Origin of the sequence: Planomicrobium sp. MB-3u-38, from assembly GCF_002836425.1 — a bacterium.
In the GTDB taxonomy this organism is placed as follows: domain Bacteria; phylum Bacillota; class Bacilli; order Bacillales_A; family Planococcaceae; genus Planococcus; species Planococcus okeanokoites.
On the sequence record NZ_PJBO01000071.1, the window covers coordinates 47,777 to 62,583 of the forward strand.

At 45.5% G+C, this 14,807-nt stretch carries 15 protein-coding genes; 10 read left to right on the forward strand and 5 right to left on the reverse strand.

Going from position 1 to position 14,807, the window contains the following annotated elements:
• Nucleotides 1–69: 69 nt before the first annotated feature.
• On the reverse strand, nucleotides 70–501 hold the full coding sequence (locus tag CXF70_RS14475; RefSeq protein WP_101803261.1) for an HIT family protein: 432 nt from the start codon (nucleotides 499–501) through the stop codon (nucleotides 70–72).
• 464 nt (nucleotides 502–965) lie between these two features.
• Between CXF70_RS14475 and CXF70_RS14480 the strand changes: the two genes are divergently transcribed.
• Both CXF70_RS14480 and CXF70_RS14485 read left to right on the forward strand, forming a co-directional pair.
• On the forward strand, nucleotides 966–1,715 hold the full coding sequence (locus CXF70_RS14480; protein ID WP_101803262.1) for an ABC transporter ATP-binding protein: 750 nt from the start codon (nucleotides 966–968) through the stop codon (nucleotides 1,713–1,715).
• Nucleotides 1,699–2,904: an ABC transporter permease gene (locus tag CXF70_RS14485; protein ID WP_101803263.1), complete on the forward strand. Its 1,206-nt coding sequence runs from the start codon at nucleotides 1,699–1,701 to the stop codon at nucleotides 2,902–2,904. The genes CXF70_RS14480 and CXF70_RS14485 overlap by 17 nt, the downstream gene beginning before the upstream one ends.
• Nucleotides 2,905–2,953: 49 nt before the next feature.
• On the opposite strand, the gene CXF70_RS14490 is transcribed toward CXF70_RS14485, so the two are convergent.
• The 3 genes from CXF70_RS14490 to CXF70_RS14500 all read right to left on the reverse strand — a co-directional run bounded on the left by CXF70_RS14490 (nucleotide 2,954) and on the right by CXF70_RS14500 (nucleotide 5,817).
• Nucleotides 2,954–4,120, reverse strand: a complete 1,167-nt coding sequence (locus CXF70_RS14490; RefSeq protein ID WP_101803343.1) for a M20 metallopeptidase family protein — start codon at nucleotides 4,118–4,120, stop codon at nucleotides 2,954–2,956.
• 132 nt (nucleotides 4,121–4,252) lie between these two features.
• Nucleotides 4,253–5,251, reverse strand: coding sequence for a sodium:calcium antiporter (locus CXF70_RS14495; RefSeq protein WP_084242573.1), 999 nt, complete (start codon nucleotides 5,249–5,251; stop codon nucleotides 4,253–4,255).
• Nucleotides 5,252–5,307: 56 nt separating this feature from the next.
• Entirely contained in the window at nucleotides 5,308–5,817 is a 510-nt protein-coding gene (locus CXF70_RS14500) for an antibiotic biosynthesis monooxygenase family protein (protein ID WP_101803264.1), read from the reverse strand.
• A gap of 208 nt (nucleotides 5,818–6,025) precedes the next feature.
• Between CXF70_RS14500 and hemE the strand changes: the two genes are divergently transcribed.
• The 3 genes from hemE to CXF70_RS14515 all read left to right on the forward strand — a co-directional run bounded on the left by hemE (nucleotide 6,026) and on the right by CXF70_RS14515 (nucleotide 8,901).
• Entirely contained in the window at nucleotides 6,026–7,066 is a 1,041-nt protein-coding gene (gene hemE / locus CXF70_RS14505) for a uroporphyrinogen decarboxylase (protein WP_101803265.1), read from the forward strand.
• 340 nt (nucleotides 7,067–7,406) lie between these two features.
• Complete coding sequence (gene hemH / locus CXF70_RS14510) at nucleotides 7,407–8,339, forward strand: ferrochelatase (protein WP_101803266.1); 933 nt, start codon at nucleotides 7,407–7,409, stop codon at nucleotides 8,337–8,339.
• Nucleotides 8,340–8,427: 88 nt separating this feature from the next.
• Entirely contained in the window at nucleotides 8,428–8,901 is a 474-nt protein-coding gene (locus CXF70_RS14515; RefSeq protein WP_101803267.1) for a FixH family protein, read from the forward strand.
• Between the two features lie 101 nt (nucleotides 8,902–9,002).
• Here the strand turns inward: CXF70_RS14515 and yhfH are convergent, their stop codons facing one another.
• A complete protein-coding gene (gene yhfH / locus CXF70_RS14520; RefSeq protein WP_101803268.1) occupies nucleotides 9,003–9,125 on the reverse strand; it encodes a protein YhfH in 123 nt (40 codons plus the stop codon).
• A gap of 142 nt (nucleotides 9,126–9,267) precedes the next feature.
• Between yhfH and lplA the strand changes: the two genes are divergently transcribed.
• The 5 genes from lplA (at nucleotide 9,268) to CXF70_RS14545 (ending at nucleotide 14,725) form a co-directional block, all read left to right on the forward strand.
• The gene (gene lplA, locus CXF70_RS14525; protein WP_101803269.1) at nucleotides 9,268–10,260 is read left to right on the forward strand and encodes a lipoate--protein ligase; all 993 of its coding nucleotides are present in this window, start codon (nucleotides 9,268–9,270) and stop codon (nucleotides 10,258–10,260) included.
• Between the two features lie 72 nt (nucleotides 10,261–10,332).
• Nucleotides 10,333–11,037: a response regulator transcription factor gene (locus tag CXF70_RS14530; RefSeq protein ID WP_084242566.1), complete on the forward strand. Its 705-nt coding sequence runs from the start codon at nucleotides 10,333–10,335 to the stop codon at nucleotides 11,035–11,037.
• Nucleotides 11,037–12,032, forward strand: coding sequence for a sensor histidine kinase (locus CXF70_RS14535; protein WP_101803270.1), 996 nt, complete (start codon nucleotides 11,037–11,039; stop codon nucleotides 12,030–12,032). The genes CXF70_RS14530 and CXF70_RS14535 overlap by 1 nt, the downstream gene beginning before the upstream one ends.
• Nucleotides 12,033–12,042: 10 nt before the next feature.
• Nucleotides 12,043–12,816 carry an ABC transporter ATP-binding protein gene (locus CXF70_RS14540; protein ID WP_084242564.1) on the forward strand — a complete coding sequence of 258 codons (774 nt, stop codon included), beginning with the start codon at nucleotides 12,043–12,045 and terminating at the stop codon, nucleotides 12,814–12,816.
• Nucleotides 12,788–14,725: an ABC transporter permease gene (locus tag CXF70_RS14545; RefSeq protein WP_101803271.1), complete on the forward strand. Its 1,938-nt coding sequence runs from the start codon at nucleotides 12,788–12,790 to the stop codon at nucleotides 14,723–14,725. Before CXF70_RS14540 ends, CXF70_RS14545 begins: the two co-directional genes overlap by 29 nt.
• The last annotated feature ends 82 nt before the right edge of the window (nucleotides 14,726–14,807 follow it).

Here is a 14,807-nt window from a genome sequence, read left to right on the forward strand (position 1 = left end):
CTCCCGGCGTGTCCTCGTGACCGCAGGCGAAAAACTTATTACTGATTCTATACTCTCTGTTGCATTAAATCAAGCATCAGCGGCTAATTTATTTTTGACTTCTTCAGCCAGTTCCTGGATCCGTTCTGCTGTGAATTCTTTTTCCTTGGTTATCCATTTGGCGCCGAACCCATCCGACTCGCCGTAGCGGGGGATGAAGTGGAGGTGGAAATGGAAAACGCTTTGTCCGGCTTTAGCTCCGTTATTGTTGAGGAGGTTCATGCCTTCTGGATTGAAAGTCTCTTTGATGGCAGCTGCTATTTTAGGTGCCACTGAGAAAAGGCTGCCTGCTTCTTCGGGTGTAAGATCATAAACTGATTCGCGATGTGTTTTCGGGATGAGAAGGGTATGTCCCTTTGATAAAGGCATGATGTCCATAAAGGCGAAGACGTTTTCATCTTCATAAATTTTTACACTTGGAATGTCACCTGAAATGATTTTGCAGAAAATGCAATTCGTCATATACAACATCCTTTCCATTTTCTTCAGTCTACCATAATTCATTTTAAGAAAAAGAAATTGTCCGCAGATTTTGATACAATGGCTATAAAAGTTGAATAAAAGATTTAGTCTATATATACCGCTTCGGCGCTTTGGACAATGCAAAGATTATGCTCCTGCGCACTGCTCGTCGCAAAGGTTGCACCATCTTCGTATGGCGAACCTTGCCTCCCGCAATAAGCCGCGCCTTTGCTGAGAAACATCTCTAAAGATATGGAGCAAAACAGCGGAGACTCCCAGGGGAGTAGAAACGGAGTTGGCTTTCCAACTCCGTTTCGAGCGAAGTGCTGAGATCCACTCGGGCGAAGTGCAACGAGCACGAGTTAGCTCAGTGCAAGCCCCCAGGAAAGCGAAGCTTTTTTGCGGAATATCGACTACAAAGAATTATTAGTTCAACTTATTATAGTAAGAAAGAGGTGTTTGGATTGGCAGTTTTGGAAGTTGAATCATTAACAGGGGGCTATACCCGAAAACCGGTGTTGAAGGACGTCAGTTTTTCAATCGGGAAAGGTGAGCTTGTCGGCCTGATCGGTTTGAATGGCGCCGGTAAAAGTACCACCATCAAGCATATAATCGGAATCATGCAAGCGAAATCAGGTGAAATCCGTCTGAACGGAAAGAGTTTTCAGGAAGATATGGATGCGTACCGTTCTTCATTCTCCTATATACCGGAGACACCTGTTTTATATGAAGAATTGACTTTGCGTGAACATCTGGAATTGACAGCAATGGCTTATGGCCTTGACCGGGATGTATTCGAAAAACGTTCTGCAGAATTATTGAAGGAATTCAGAATGGAAAAAAGGCTGAAATGGTTTCCTTCCCATTTTTCGAAAGGGATGCGCCAAAAAGTGATGATCATGAGCGCTTTTTTGGTCAACCCGGCGCTTTATATCATTGATGAACCATTTGTCGGACTGGATCCGCTGGGCATAAAATCGTTGCTTGATCAAATGGAAACGCAAAAGAAAAAAGGGGCATCGGTTTTGATGTCGACCCATATTCTTGCGACTGCCGAGAAATATTGCGACCGCATCATTCTGCTGCATAATGGAAAAGTGCGGGCGATCGGAACGATGGCTGACCTGAGAAAAGAATTTGGAATGCCCGAAGCCACACTGGATGATCTCTATATCGCGATGACCGAGGATGATAATAATGAAGAACCTGCATGATGTGTGGTCCAAGCGTCTCGGCAGCTATACAGTAGAGGTGCAGAATTATTTTAAATATATTTTCACCGGACATATCGCAGTAGTGCTGCTTTTTGCAATCGGTGCAGCTGGTTACGCCTACAGCGACTGGGTGCAGAACGTTCCGGAAAATTTCCCGGGTGCTTTGCTGCTGGCGGTCATTTTTGGTGTTCTGCTTGCTTACAGTCCGCCATCCACTTTGCTGAAAGAAGCTGATATGGTTTATTTTCTTCCGCTCGAGAGCAAATTGGATGAATTCCTTAAGCCAGCCATAAAATGGTCCTTCTTGTCCCAGCTATATTTGCCGGTGATTGCCTTTATAGTGTCTTTGCCGATGGTCAACGCATTATACGGATTGGAGACATCTTATCTAATCGGATTTCCTATATTATTGCTGATCATCAAATGGTGGAATGTCCAGACCGAATTCTCCTTCAGAAAGGCGTTCGCAGGTCAGAAATCCTGGCTGGACCGCTTGTGCCGGTTTGTATTGGCATTTGCCTTTACATATTTTTACGTCGATAATCTGGTTTTGGTCGCTGCCTTGCTGTTGTTTGCCATGATCCTATATGGCAAATGGGTTCAGAACCGGGCGGCAGGGCTGCCATTTCCGTATGAGCATTTTGTCCGGTTGGAAGAAAATCGGATGCTGCGTTTCTATCAGTTCGCGAATTATTTTACGGATGTACCGCAGATAAAAGGGAAGATCAAACAGCGCAGCTGGCTGAATTGGATCTATAGATTTATCGGAAAGAATCCGGAAGATGCCCATTATTATCTTGTGTGGCGCACATTTATCCGTTCCGATGAATTGTTTTATCTCTGGGTGCGGCTGACATTATTGACAATAGCTGGTGTATTGCTTATACCATTCACTATAGCCATGGCCATTTTTGCCGGTGCATTGGCATTCGCGACAACTATTCAGCTATGGCAGGGGTTGAATCATACCCAGCATTTCCGGATGGATAATCTTTTCCCGTTATCTCGATTCACCCGGGAACGCGCAGTCAGGAAATTAGTGGTTATTCTGCAGTTGCTTCAGGCTTTACTGGCTGCTTTGGCTCTTATTATTGCGGGCCAATTTGTTACAGCCGGCATTGTGTTCTTGGTGGTTATTGCGATTTCATTAATCACATTGACTTTTGCGTCGAATAAAAAGAAAGCTTAGAAAGAGAGAAAATCCCGTTTCCATCTTTATAGATGGAAACGGGATTTTTTTATTTATGGGCATGAATTGCGGCACTGCCCAGTGTCTTAGCCGCAAGGAGCATCGCTTTTTCTTTGAAGTCAAATTTAGGATGGTGATGAGGATAGACCTCGCCTTCTGGCATAGCACCAGTAAGGAAAAAGGTGCCCGGAACCTTTTCGAGATAATAGGCGAAATCTTCACCGATCATCAATGGAGGCGTGTTATACAATTTCTCGACGCCTGGAACCTGCTCAGCGACTTCTTTTAAATACATCGTTTCCTTTTCGTGATTCACGAGAGGTGAGTAGCCTCGGTTGTAAGTGAACTCATAGGTGCAGCCTGCGGCCAGGCAACTACCTTGTATGATTCGTTCCATCTCCGCTTCCATCAGATCTCTGGTCTGTTCATTGAAAGTGCGAATCGTTCCTTTGAGAACAGCTTGGTCAGCGATGATATTGAAGGGATTTTCTGCTACAAACGATCCAACCGACAGAACAGCTGATTCCAGAGGGTCGACACGACGGGATACTAATTGCTGAAGGTTCATAACGATTTGGGAGCCGAGAACGATAGCGTCTCTTGTATTATGCGGCATGGCGCCGTGTCCGCCGCGTCCTTGGATTTTTAAAGTGAAACTGTCGGCAGCAGCTATGATTGGTCCGACGCGATAATCAATCTGCCCGTAAGGCGTCATAGACCATAGATGGGTGCCGAAGATCTGGTCAACGCCATCAAGCGCTCCATCTTTGATCATTGCCATCGCCCCGCCGGGAACCAGTTCTTCGGCATGCTGGTGAATGAGGACGTAAGTTCCTTCAAGTTCGTTGCGCAAACTGTGGAGAATTTTACCCAATACAAGAAGGGTGGCGGTGTGGCCGTCGTGCCCGCAGGCATGCATGACATCCGGTGTCTGGGATTTATAAGGCACATCTTTTTGGTCTTGTATGGGCAAGGCATCGAAATCCGCCCGAAGCGCAATTGTTTTTCCCGGTTTCGCCCCTCGCACCGTAGCAACGACGCCATTGCCTCCGACATTATGACGAACGTCGACTCCCAATTGTTCATAATAATGCCGGATATAATGAGCGGTTTTTGTTTCATTGAAGGAAACCTCCGGATGCATATGCAAATGGCGGCGGATGTCCACCATTTCCGGATAAGCGGTATCCAGCTCAGCGTATAGTCTTTCAATCACCAATAAAATCCCTCCTCTGAAATTATGTATTATTCAGTAAATAATAACATAAAAAAAGGCTACAAAAAAAGAGGGCGAATTTCGCCCTCTTTCGCTGGCTGGATATCAGCATCCAAATCTTCCGGTCTTCACTTAATAAGTGAAGTTCATATAGGAAGCGACAAAGTAAACAATGACAATAATGAGAGAAGGCAGTGCGTAAGTCATGACGGTTGCGCTGTTTCTTCTGATCAATGAATACAATGCCAGGAATGACATGATCAATACGCCGGTCGCGATGATCATAGTTGCTCCTGGTGTAGCAGCAGCTATCAGGTTGCCGTCCCGGTAAACAGGGTCTGACAAAGCAAGGATGATCATGTTGAATATATTGGATCCCAGAATTGCACCAACAGCCATATTGACATTATTAAGGCGCAATGCAATGAATACAGAAATTGCTTCCGGCAGTGAAGTGGCAGCGGCTATGAGGAAACTGCCGATAAAGCTGGAGCCGATTCCTGTAATAATTGCGATCTGATCACCTGTTATCGATAAAGCTGTACCCGCACCCAGGATGACAATTGCCGCGATGATAAAACGGACAATCGCTCCTTTCGGGGAAAGGCCGGCACTTGGGTTGTTCGGTTCTTCTTCTTCCTCTGCTGCCTCTTCTGCCACAGGGTCAAGCGACGGCAATTTATTGATGGCAAACATACCGACGATATAGGTGACAGCTATGATCAAAGCGTCCAGGCCGACACCGAAAATTTGGGTTTCAATCCGGAGCCACAGCGCCATCATGACCAAAATGGTCAACAGGATACCAAGCAGGGAAGTATAGATATTGTTCCGTGATGCCCGGTCCAGGATACGGCGCCTTCTCAATAGGAAGTCGAACGCAGCGAGTATGAATAAGTTGAAAAGGTTTGAGCCGATCATATTTCCGACGGCAATATCAGCATTGCCGATGGCAGCTGCAGAGAAACTGGTTGAAACTTCAGGGAGGGAAGTGGCACCCGCCAATAGCAGGGTACCTACCATCATGCCGCCCATCGCAGTTTTTTCACTGATGACATCGGCGTACTCCGACATTTTGATCGAAGCATAGACTGTGATGATGCCAGCGATGATGAAATAAACAAAAACCAATTAAATTTCCTCCTGTTCTGGTATGTATTTGCCCCGCGTTACGCGGAGCCGATCAATCACTCGTCTTCAGGTTTCGCGGAATAAGTGGTGACATAGGAAGATCCCGCAAAAATATTGGCCGGTTTTGAAGCCGGAGCTTCTTCCGATTTTGAATGCGCTTTTGAAAATGCCTGTGATTCTTTCCATTTTTCAAAGAAAGCGGGAGATTCCCATTCGGTCAATACCACATATGTGTCAGAATCGAGGGGACGCAAAACGCGGAAAGCGACATAACCGGGTTCATTTTCAATTGCGCCGGCACGATTTTTAAAGCGGTGTTCAAAAATCGGACGACCTTCATCGGTCACCGGAATATTATTGAAAACAAAAAAGCCTTTCTCTTTGAATTCACCAGTGCCGTCCACTACTTCATATCTGCGTGGTGTTTGAAAAATACTTTTGCCTTCCGTTTCATGCAGGATCAAGGTAGTGTTTTCACCCTGCATCACCACCATCGTTTCTTCAGGGTGCTTTTCACGCATTTTTCTCATATATTCGTATGTGCCTGTTGTCATGAATAAATTCATCAATATCCCTCCTAAGTATATATTCAGTATAACTTTCCCTGAAAAAAAATACAGCAAACCCCCTTTGTCGATCTGGTGAAGTCATAAGCGTCTAATTTATGACATTTGCCCACAGAATCTATACAATAGAAAACAGAAAGTCTATAGTATATACGGATATAAGAACGATATGCAGTGGACGATATATTTTGAAGGGATGTTTTTTGCAATGGATTTTAACGATACTTACCTGAAGGCGGCCAGAGGAGAGAAAACGGATCACGTGCCAGTCTGGTTTATGAGGCAGGCAGGCCGTTCACAGCCGGAATACCGCAAGATCAAAGAAAAATATTCATTGGAAGAGATTACACACCAGCCTGAGCTGTGTGCATATGTCACAAAATTGCCCGTCGACCAATACAATGTCGATGCAGCGATTCTTTACAAAGACATCGTGACACCGCTTCCTGCAATTGGTGTTGATGTAAAAATCAAGGCTGGAATTGGTCCAGTGATCGACAATCCGATCCGTACAATGGAAGATATCAGCCGTCTTGGCCAGATCAATCCTGAACAGGATGTTGATTATGTATTAAAAACGATCAAATTATTGACTGAAGAACAATTGAATGTGCCGCTCATCGGTTTTTCAGGCGCACCGTTCACACTTGCCAGCTATATGATCGAAGGCGGACCATCAAAAAGCTATAATAAAACAAAAGCGATGATGGTGTCGCAGCCGCAAATGTGGTTCGCGTTGATGGAAAAACTGGCAGATACCATTATTCCTTATGTAAAAGCACAGGTAAAAGCGGGAGCAAAAGCGATCCAGATATTTGATTCGTGGGTGGGAGCTCTGAATGTGGAAGATTACCGTATTTTCATCAAACCGGTGATGGACCGTATCTTCAACGAATTGCGGACAGAGGGCGTGCCATTGACGATATTCGGCGTCGGCGCAAGCCATCTGGCGAAAGAATGGCATGAATTGCCGGTTGATGTGGTCGGACTCGATTGGCGTTTGCCGATTGCAGATGCCCGTTCAATGGGATTGACGAAATCCCTGATGGGGAATTTCGATCCTTCTTATCTGCTGGCTGATTGGCCTGTGATTGAGGAGCGCACGAAAAAGATCCTTGATATGGGGATGCAGGATGATGGCTATATCTTCAATCTTGGCCATGGCGTCTTCCCTGAAGTTAATCCGGACACATTAAAACGCCTGACAGCATTCGTACATGAATACAGCGCGGCCTATAAAGCTAAATAATTTGAACTAAATTAACTATAATAACCGATATTGCGCTAAACAGCTTCGCTTTCCTGGGGGCTTGCACTGAGCTAACTCGTGCTCGTTACTCTTCGCCCGAGTGGATCTCAGCACTTCGCTCGAAACACAGTTGGAAAGCCAACTGTGTTTCTGCTCCCCTGGGAGTCTTCGCTGTTTTGCTTCATATCTTTAGAGATTTCTCTAGCGCAACCTTTGCGACGAGCAGTGCGCGGGAGCATAATCTTTGCGCTGTCCAAAGCGCCGAAGCGGTTTATAAATGCTAGTTATTTAATTCAACTTTTATAAAAACTAATCGACTATAAAATTTCAGAGGTGACTGATGATGAAAAAGACAATGGGGTTATTGATAATGGCGTATGGTACGCCTTACAAAGAAGAAGACATTGAAAGGTATTATACCCACATCCGCCGCGGCCGCAAGCCGAGCGAAGAGAGCCTGGAAGATTTGCGCAGCCGCTACCAGGCAATCGGTGGACTTTCACCATTGGCGAAAATTACAGAAGACCAGGCCAATGGATTGTGCGACCGCTTGAATGAAATTCAGGATGAAATCGAATTTAAAATGTACCTGGGATTAAAACACATCGAGCCTTTCGTTGAAGACGGCGTCGAAGCGATGAGAAAAGACGGCATAACAGAAGCTGTATCCATCGTACTGGCACCACACTTCTCGACTTTCTCAGTTAAATCCTATAATGGACGCGCAGCTGAAGCGGCTGAAGCAGCGGGCATCAGCCTGACTTCAGTTGAGAGCTGGTATACAGAACCGAAATTCATTCAATACTGGAGCGAAAAAGTCAGCGCGGCATTTGCTGAAATGTCAGAAGAAGAACGGGCGAAATCATGCCTGATCGTTTCAGCGCATTCATTGCCTGAAAAGATTATTGCAAACGGCGACCCGTATCCGGATCAATTAAAAGAGACAGCTGATATGATCGCGCAGGCTGCCGGCGTTGAAAATTATGAAGTCGGCTGGCAAAGTGCCGGGCAAACGCCTGAACCGTGGATTGGGCCTGATGTTCAGGATCTGCCCCGTGAGTTGCATGATGTGAAAGGCTATAACTCGTTTGTTTATACACCAGTAGGATTTGTAGCGGATCACCTGGAAGTGCTTTTTGATAATGATTATGAATGTAAAGTTGTCTGTGACGAAATCGGTGCAGCATACCGCCGTCCGGAAATGCCGAACGTTCAGCCATTGTTCATCGATGGACTTGCTGATGTCGTCATGAAGAAATTGGCTGAAAAATAATCGGTGCATTTTTTAGGCTGATTAAATTGGAGTGAGCTGGGGGATTCCGGCAAACTTTCAATGAATGAAACCTTGGAGGATTAAACAAATGAAAAAATTTAGTTGGATGGCCATCCCAGCTGCTGTATTGGTGTTGGCTGCCTGTGGTCAAGAAGATGAGACAGCAGGAGCTGGCATGAATGTAAACCCGATTGAAACTGCTTTTAATTCACCGGAAACTGCTGAACCTGGAGAAAAAATGACGCTTTCAGTGACTGTGGTGCAGGGCGAAGAAGTCGTGGAAGATGCTGATGAAGTGGTTTATGAAGTCTGGGAGTCCGGCCATCGGAGTGACAGTGAAATGCTGCCGGCTGAACATATCGGGGACGGCGTATACGAAGCGGAAACCGTATTCGAAGAAGAGGGACTTTATTTTGCGCAAGCGCATACGACAGCCCGGCGCCTTCATGTAATGCCTAAACAGGAGATTACAGTCGGTAGCCCGGATCCCGATTCCATTGTTCCGGATGACAGTGATGATGCAGAAGGTATGGATAAGATGGAAGGCCATGATGGTCATTGATACAGTTTCAATAGAAGCAACAAGAAAAGGCAGGCGCCCTTGGCGCCTGCCTTTTCTTGTTCAATTATGGATTCCATAAGAAAAATTGCTTGATCATCAAATCATTCATTGCAGGAGTTGCATTTAGTACCATAGCATTCGTGCTGTTCCTCGATCTGTTCTCCACAAGTTGCACATTGTTTCGGCGGCAGGTTCTTGAAAAATTCAACTACGTTTTCAATCATTCATCCCAGCTCCTTTTGTTATAGTACTGTGTTAATTAAAACTAGTGTATTATAACAGTTGAGGTAAGTCAACTATAAACCGTGAATAATTTTCAATTATCCGTTAGACTGAAATAAGGAAACAATCTAAAGGAGAGAGATTATGTATTTCGTAGACAATAAGGGAATCACCGATCCACGCATCAATCTGGCTATTGAAGAATATCTTTTGAAAAACATGGATGTAGAAAAAGATCCTTTCCTGCTGTTCTATATCAATGAACCATCAATCATCATCGGAAAAAATCAGAACACCGCTGAAGAAATCAACACAGACTATGTAGATGCCCATGGCATCCATGTCGTGCGGCGCTTGTCCGGCGGTGGAGCGGTCTATCATGACCTTGGCAACTTGAATTACAGTTTCATCACCGTTGATGATGGGGAAAGCTTCCGTAATTTCCGTAAATTCACGGAGCCGGTTGTAAAAGCGCTGAATGATTTAGGCGTCAATGCCGAATTGTCAGGCCGCAATGATCTGATGGCAGAAGGCCGTAAAATTTCCGGCAATGCCCAATTTTCTACAAGAGGCAGGATGTACAGCCATGGAACGCTGTTGTTTGATACAAATATGGACGAAGTCGTTTCGGCGCTTAAAGTCAGCAAGGAGAAAATCGAATCGAAAGGCATCAAATCGATTCGCAGCCGTGTAGCTAATATTTCAGAGTTTCTTGAAGAACCGATGACGGTTATGGAATTCCGATCTGCAATTCTTCATTCCATTTTCGAAGGAGAAGAAAATGTGAAACTTTGGGAACTGACAGATAAGGATTGGGAAGGCATCCATGAAATTTCACGCGAACGCTACGGAAACTGGGATTGGAATTACGGCAAGTCACCCAAGTTCAACGTGAAGCATTCCCACAGATTCCCTGTCGGGGGCATCGACGTCCGCTTGCAAGTTGAAAAAGGTTTGGTGGAAGACGCGAAAATCTTTGGCGACTTTTTTGGTGTGGGTGATGTAGCCGAACTTGAAACGGCGATTACCGGTGTGAAATACGAGCGCGCTGCTTTGGATGAAGCGATAGAAGGAATCGATATTCCAAAATTGCTCGGTGGAATTACAAAAGAAGAGTTTCTAAAATTAATTTATTAAGAAATAATGAAGAGCCTGCTTTTAAGCAGGCTCTTTTGTTAGAATGGAAAGAAAAAGGAAAGGGGGATCGTTATGTTGACGCAGCGAATATTTATCGTGGAAGATGATTTGAAAATTGCTGAGATGCTGGCGGAAACACTCCGTAAATATCATTATGAAGTGGAAACTGCCAAAGATTTCGACCGAATTCTGGAAGAGGCCGAAGCCTTCGATCCTCACCTGATTCTGCTGGATATCAATCTTCCCTCCTATGACGGCTATTACTGGTGCAGGCAGCTTCGTTTGACAACCACGTGCCCCATCATTTTCATCTCTGCACGCTCCGGTGAAATGGACCAGATTTTCGCTTTGGAAAATGGAGGGGATGATTTCATTACGAAACCTTTCCATTATGAAATCGTCCTTGCAAAAATAAGAAGCCATCTTCGCAGGGCTTTCGGTGAATATGCTTTGAAGCAGGAAGAGAGAACGGTGAAAGCAGGCCGTCTCACTTTATATATGGAACGGATGGAGCTGCACGTGAAAAACGAAGTGATTCCGTTGCAAAAGAAAGAGGCAGTGGTGCTTGGCCTGTTGCTCGCGCATTATCCGAAAGTGGTTTCAAGGGAACAATTATTGGAAGAACTTTGGGATGATCAGGCATTTGTGGATGAGAATACCCTTAATGTGAATATGACCCGCGTGCGCAAGAAACTGGCGGATTATAATGTTCAATCCGCCATTGAAACTGTTCGGGGGGCGGGTTATCGCCTGTTGATCGATGAGGGGGAACTTTAATGCTACGCCTCTTCCTCAAAGAACATGCAGCTTTTATGGTGTTTCAGGCAGTGCTGGTCGCTTTTATCACTATCCTTTATTGGCTGGACGGCTTTCGGAACATGGATACAGCCATATATTCATTTGTCATCAGCATCCTGTTGACTAGCGCGTTCCTTGGCGCCCGCTATATCAAGCGTTATCGCTATTACCGGAAAATCAGTGAAACGCCGGTTTCGATGGAGCATATGCTCCAAAAAGAAGGCAGGTCGCCCGAACAGATCCAAAACGATCTATACCTGCATAAGTTATATAAAGTTTATCAAAACGAAGCACAGGCGCTGTATGCTGCCCAGTCAAGGCATCTTCAATTCATGAACCAATGGGTGCATCAGATGAAAACCCCGATTTCGGTTATCCAGCTGTTGCTGCAAAATCCTGATGAACTGGATAAAAACAGTGTATCCGAAGAAATTGAGCGTCTCAAAGCCAGTCTGGATACGGTGCTGATGAATGCCCGGTTAGATACATTTGAACAGGATATGCAGATTGAAAAAGTGAATCTCCATTCTTTGGCCAGGGAAATCATTACTGAAAACAAACGTTTATTCATTTCCAAACAAGTCTATCCGGTTATTGAGGTCGATGAAAATTTCGTCGCCGCCACCGATCGCAAGTGGATGAAGTTCGTACTGGGCCAGCTTATTACAAACGCTGTCAAATATACATTTGAAAAGGATAAAAAAGTTTATATTACTGCTTCCTGCCACAACAGCCACATGAACCTTTCGATCAGCGACGAAGGAATCGGCATACCATCCACCGATTTAGCCAGAGTGACAAAAGCTTTCTTTACAGGTGAAAATGGCAGGAAAACAGCCGAATCCACTGGAATGGGACTTTATATCGCGAAGGAAGTATGCGAGAGGCTTGGCCATGAACTGACGATCGAATCCGCAGTTGGCCAAGGTACAACAATATCCATCCTGTTTTCAAATCAGGACACCGTTTCTTAGGAGGATAAAAATGCCGTTAGTAAAAATTGATGACGTCACTAAAGTCTATGAAGGTAAAGTCACGCATCGCGCTATAAATCAATTGGGGTTTGAAGTGGAAAAAGGGGAGTTCCTTGCAATCATGGGACCATCGGGCAGCGGCAAGACCACTTTGCTGAACCTGATCTCAACAATCGACGACCTTACGTCGGGAAATATTCTGATTGACGGCGTCAATCCCCATGAACTGGGCAAAAATGATCTGGCGCTGTTCCGCAGAAGAAAATTGGGTTTCGTTTTTCAGGATTTCAACCTTTTACAGATGCTGACGGTCGAAGAGAATCTGGTGCTGCCGTTGACGCTCGATTATGTTCCGCTGGATAAAATGGCGAAGAGAGTCATGGGCATCGCAGACCGGCTCAGCCTGAAGCCGATCCTCCATAAGAGGCCGAATGAGATCTCGGGTGGTGAAGCCCAGCGCACCGCAATCGGGCGCGCGCTGATTCATCAGCCGGATTTGATCCTGGCGGATGAACCCACCGGCAATCTGGATTCCAAAACTTCCCGTGAAGTGTTGGAGCTGCTGTCAGGCATTAATAAAGAGGAAGGCGCGACAATCATCATGGTGACACATGATCCGATTGCGGCCAGCTATTGCAACCGGGTGCTGTTTATAAAAGATGGTGAATTCTTCAATGAAATCTACAGTGATGAACGGCGCCAGACTTTTTATCAGCGCATCTTAAATGTACTGTCTTTGTTGGGAGGCAATGTGAATGACCTTTCGGCAGCTCGCTTACCGTAATGTGCTGCGCAATTTAAGGAGCTACGCGGCTTTTTTTCTTGCCAGTGTCGTTTCTGTAATGGTGTTCTTTGTTTACTCGATGTTCATCTTCCATCCATTGTTCGAAGAGGACGGGCTGGGAACGATGGCGGTCCGCGGAATGCTGATCGCGGAAGTCGTCCTGTATATCTTTACACTGTTTTTCCTGTTCTATTCGATGAGCGCATTTTTACAGGCGCGTTCGAAGGAGTTCGGGGTATTGGTGCATCTTGGGATGACCAAACGGCAGTTGAGCAAAATGATCTTTTTCGAAATGATGATTCTTGGCAGTATTTCTACAGCATCGGGCATCGCTTTCGGTTTTGCTTTTTCGAAATTCTTCTTTATGATCGGCCGTGAAATCATGGAACTTGAATCGCTTCCGCTGTATCTCAGCTGGGAACCATTCCTGTTGACGATTGGCGCCTTCGCCAGCCTGTTCATCATCATTTCATTTATCAGTGTGGGTTTTATCAGGACGAAGCGTGTCCTGAATTTATTGCAGGGTTACTGGCGTGCCGATGAAGTGGGGAAGAGTTCTTTCGCCCTGTCGGCAGCCGGCGTCATCTTTTTGGTGATTGCCTATACACTCGCCGCTTTAGTGGAAGACGATACCGTCTATATCATGGCATTTATCATTCCGCCGCTCGCGACGATTGGGACATACCTTTTCTTTACACACTCAATCCACGCATTCCTCAATCTGTATAAAAGAAATAAATCCGTTTTCTGGCATAAGACGCGGCTTGTTTCGATTGCGGATGCATCCGTCAAATTGAAAGACAGCGCTCAGATGTTCTTCATCGTAACCATCGTATCGACAATAGCCTTTTTGACAGTGGGGACGCTGGCATCGTTTACTTCATATACCGGGGATTTTAGGGAATCGAATCCCTTAAGCCTGATTTATATTTCTTTTGAAGACAATGCGGAAGAAGATGAACATATTTCATTGCTGGAGAATCAGCTGGAGCAAAAGGGGCTGGCATACGATGTCGCCCAATTGACGATTAAAAGGCAGACATCCGCTGCGAGCGGCAATGAAGTCGATATCCTGAAAGCATCCGAGTTCAACCGCCTTGCTTCGACACTCGGCCATGAGCCAGTCAGTCCGGCAGAAGGTGAAGGGGTCTTCGTGCCTTATTCGCAGGAGTCCCTTGCGGCGTTAAATGAAACAATGACTGAGACTGTGCTGCTCGAGAGTGGAGTACCGCTTGAAATCGCTTCAGCCTATCCGCATATCCTGTTTCCCAACCATACTTTGAATGCCAACAGCATCATCGTCAATGACAGGGATTTTGATGAAATCGATGAACCGCTGCTTGGTTTTACTGAAGATCAATCTTCCTTCAGCTATTATGCCTTCCACGTTTCGGATTGGACTGCTACCCTCGGCATCGGCACTTCGCTGTCAGAACAGATGGCTGCAGCATTCGATACCGGGGATTTCAATCAGATTTCCTATTATTTTGAAAACCCTGGTGAAGACTACCGATGGTTCAAATCTTCATTTGCGCTGATGTTGTTTATCGGGGTCATGGTTGCGCTGGTGTTCCTGTTGGCTGCGGGAAGCTTTATCTACTTTAAGCTTTACACTGGCCTGGAGAGGGACCGGAAACAATATGCTCTTCTGGTGCGTCTTGGCATGACGGAAAAGGAATTGCTTAAAGTCGTCAACCGCCAATTAGTGCCGCAATTCTTCCTGCCATGGACAATTGCGCTGTTGCACAGCAGTTTCGCTTTTATTTCACTGCAGGTTGTGTGGGATGAATTTGCGGAACTTTCCATCCTGGGCGAGATGGCCATTGTACTGGCAGGCTTCACGATTGTCCAATTGCTTTATTTTTATTTGATACGCTGGCGTTATATAACACATTTGCAGGCATCGTGATTTTCACGGTGTCTGTTGTATTGTCTGAAGATTTATTTTATAATGAAGAAAGCGACGATTATGAATGAGTATTCATTCAATA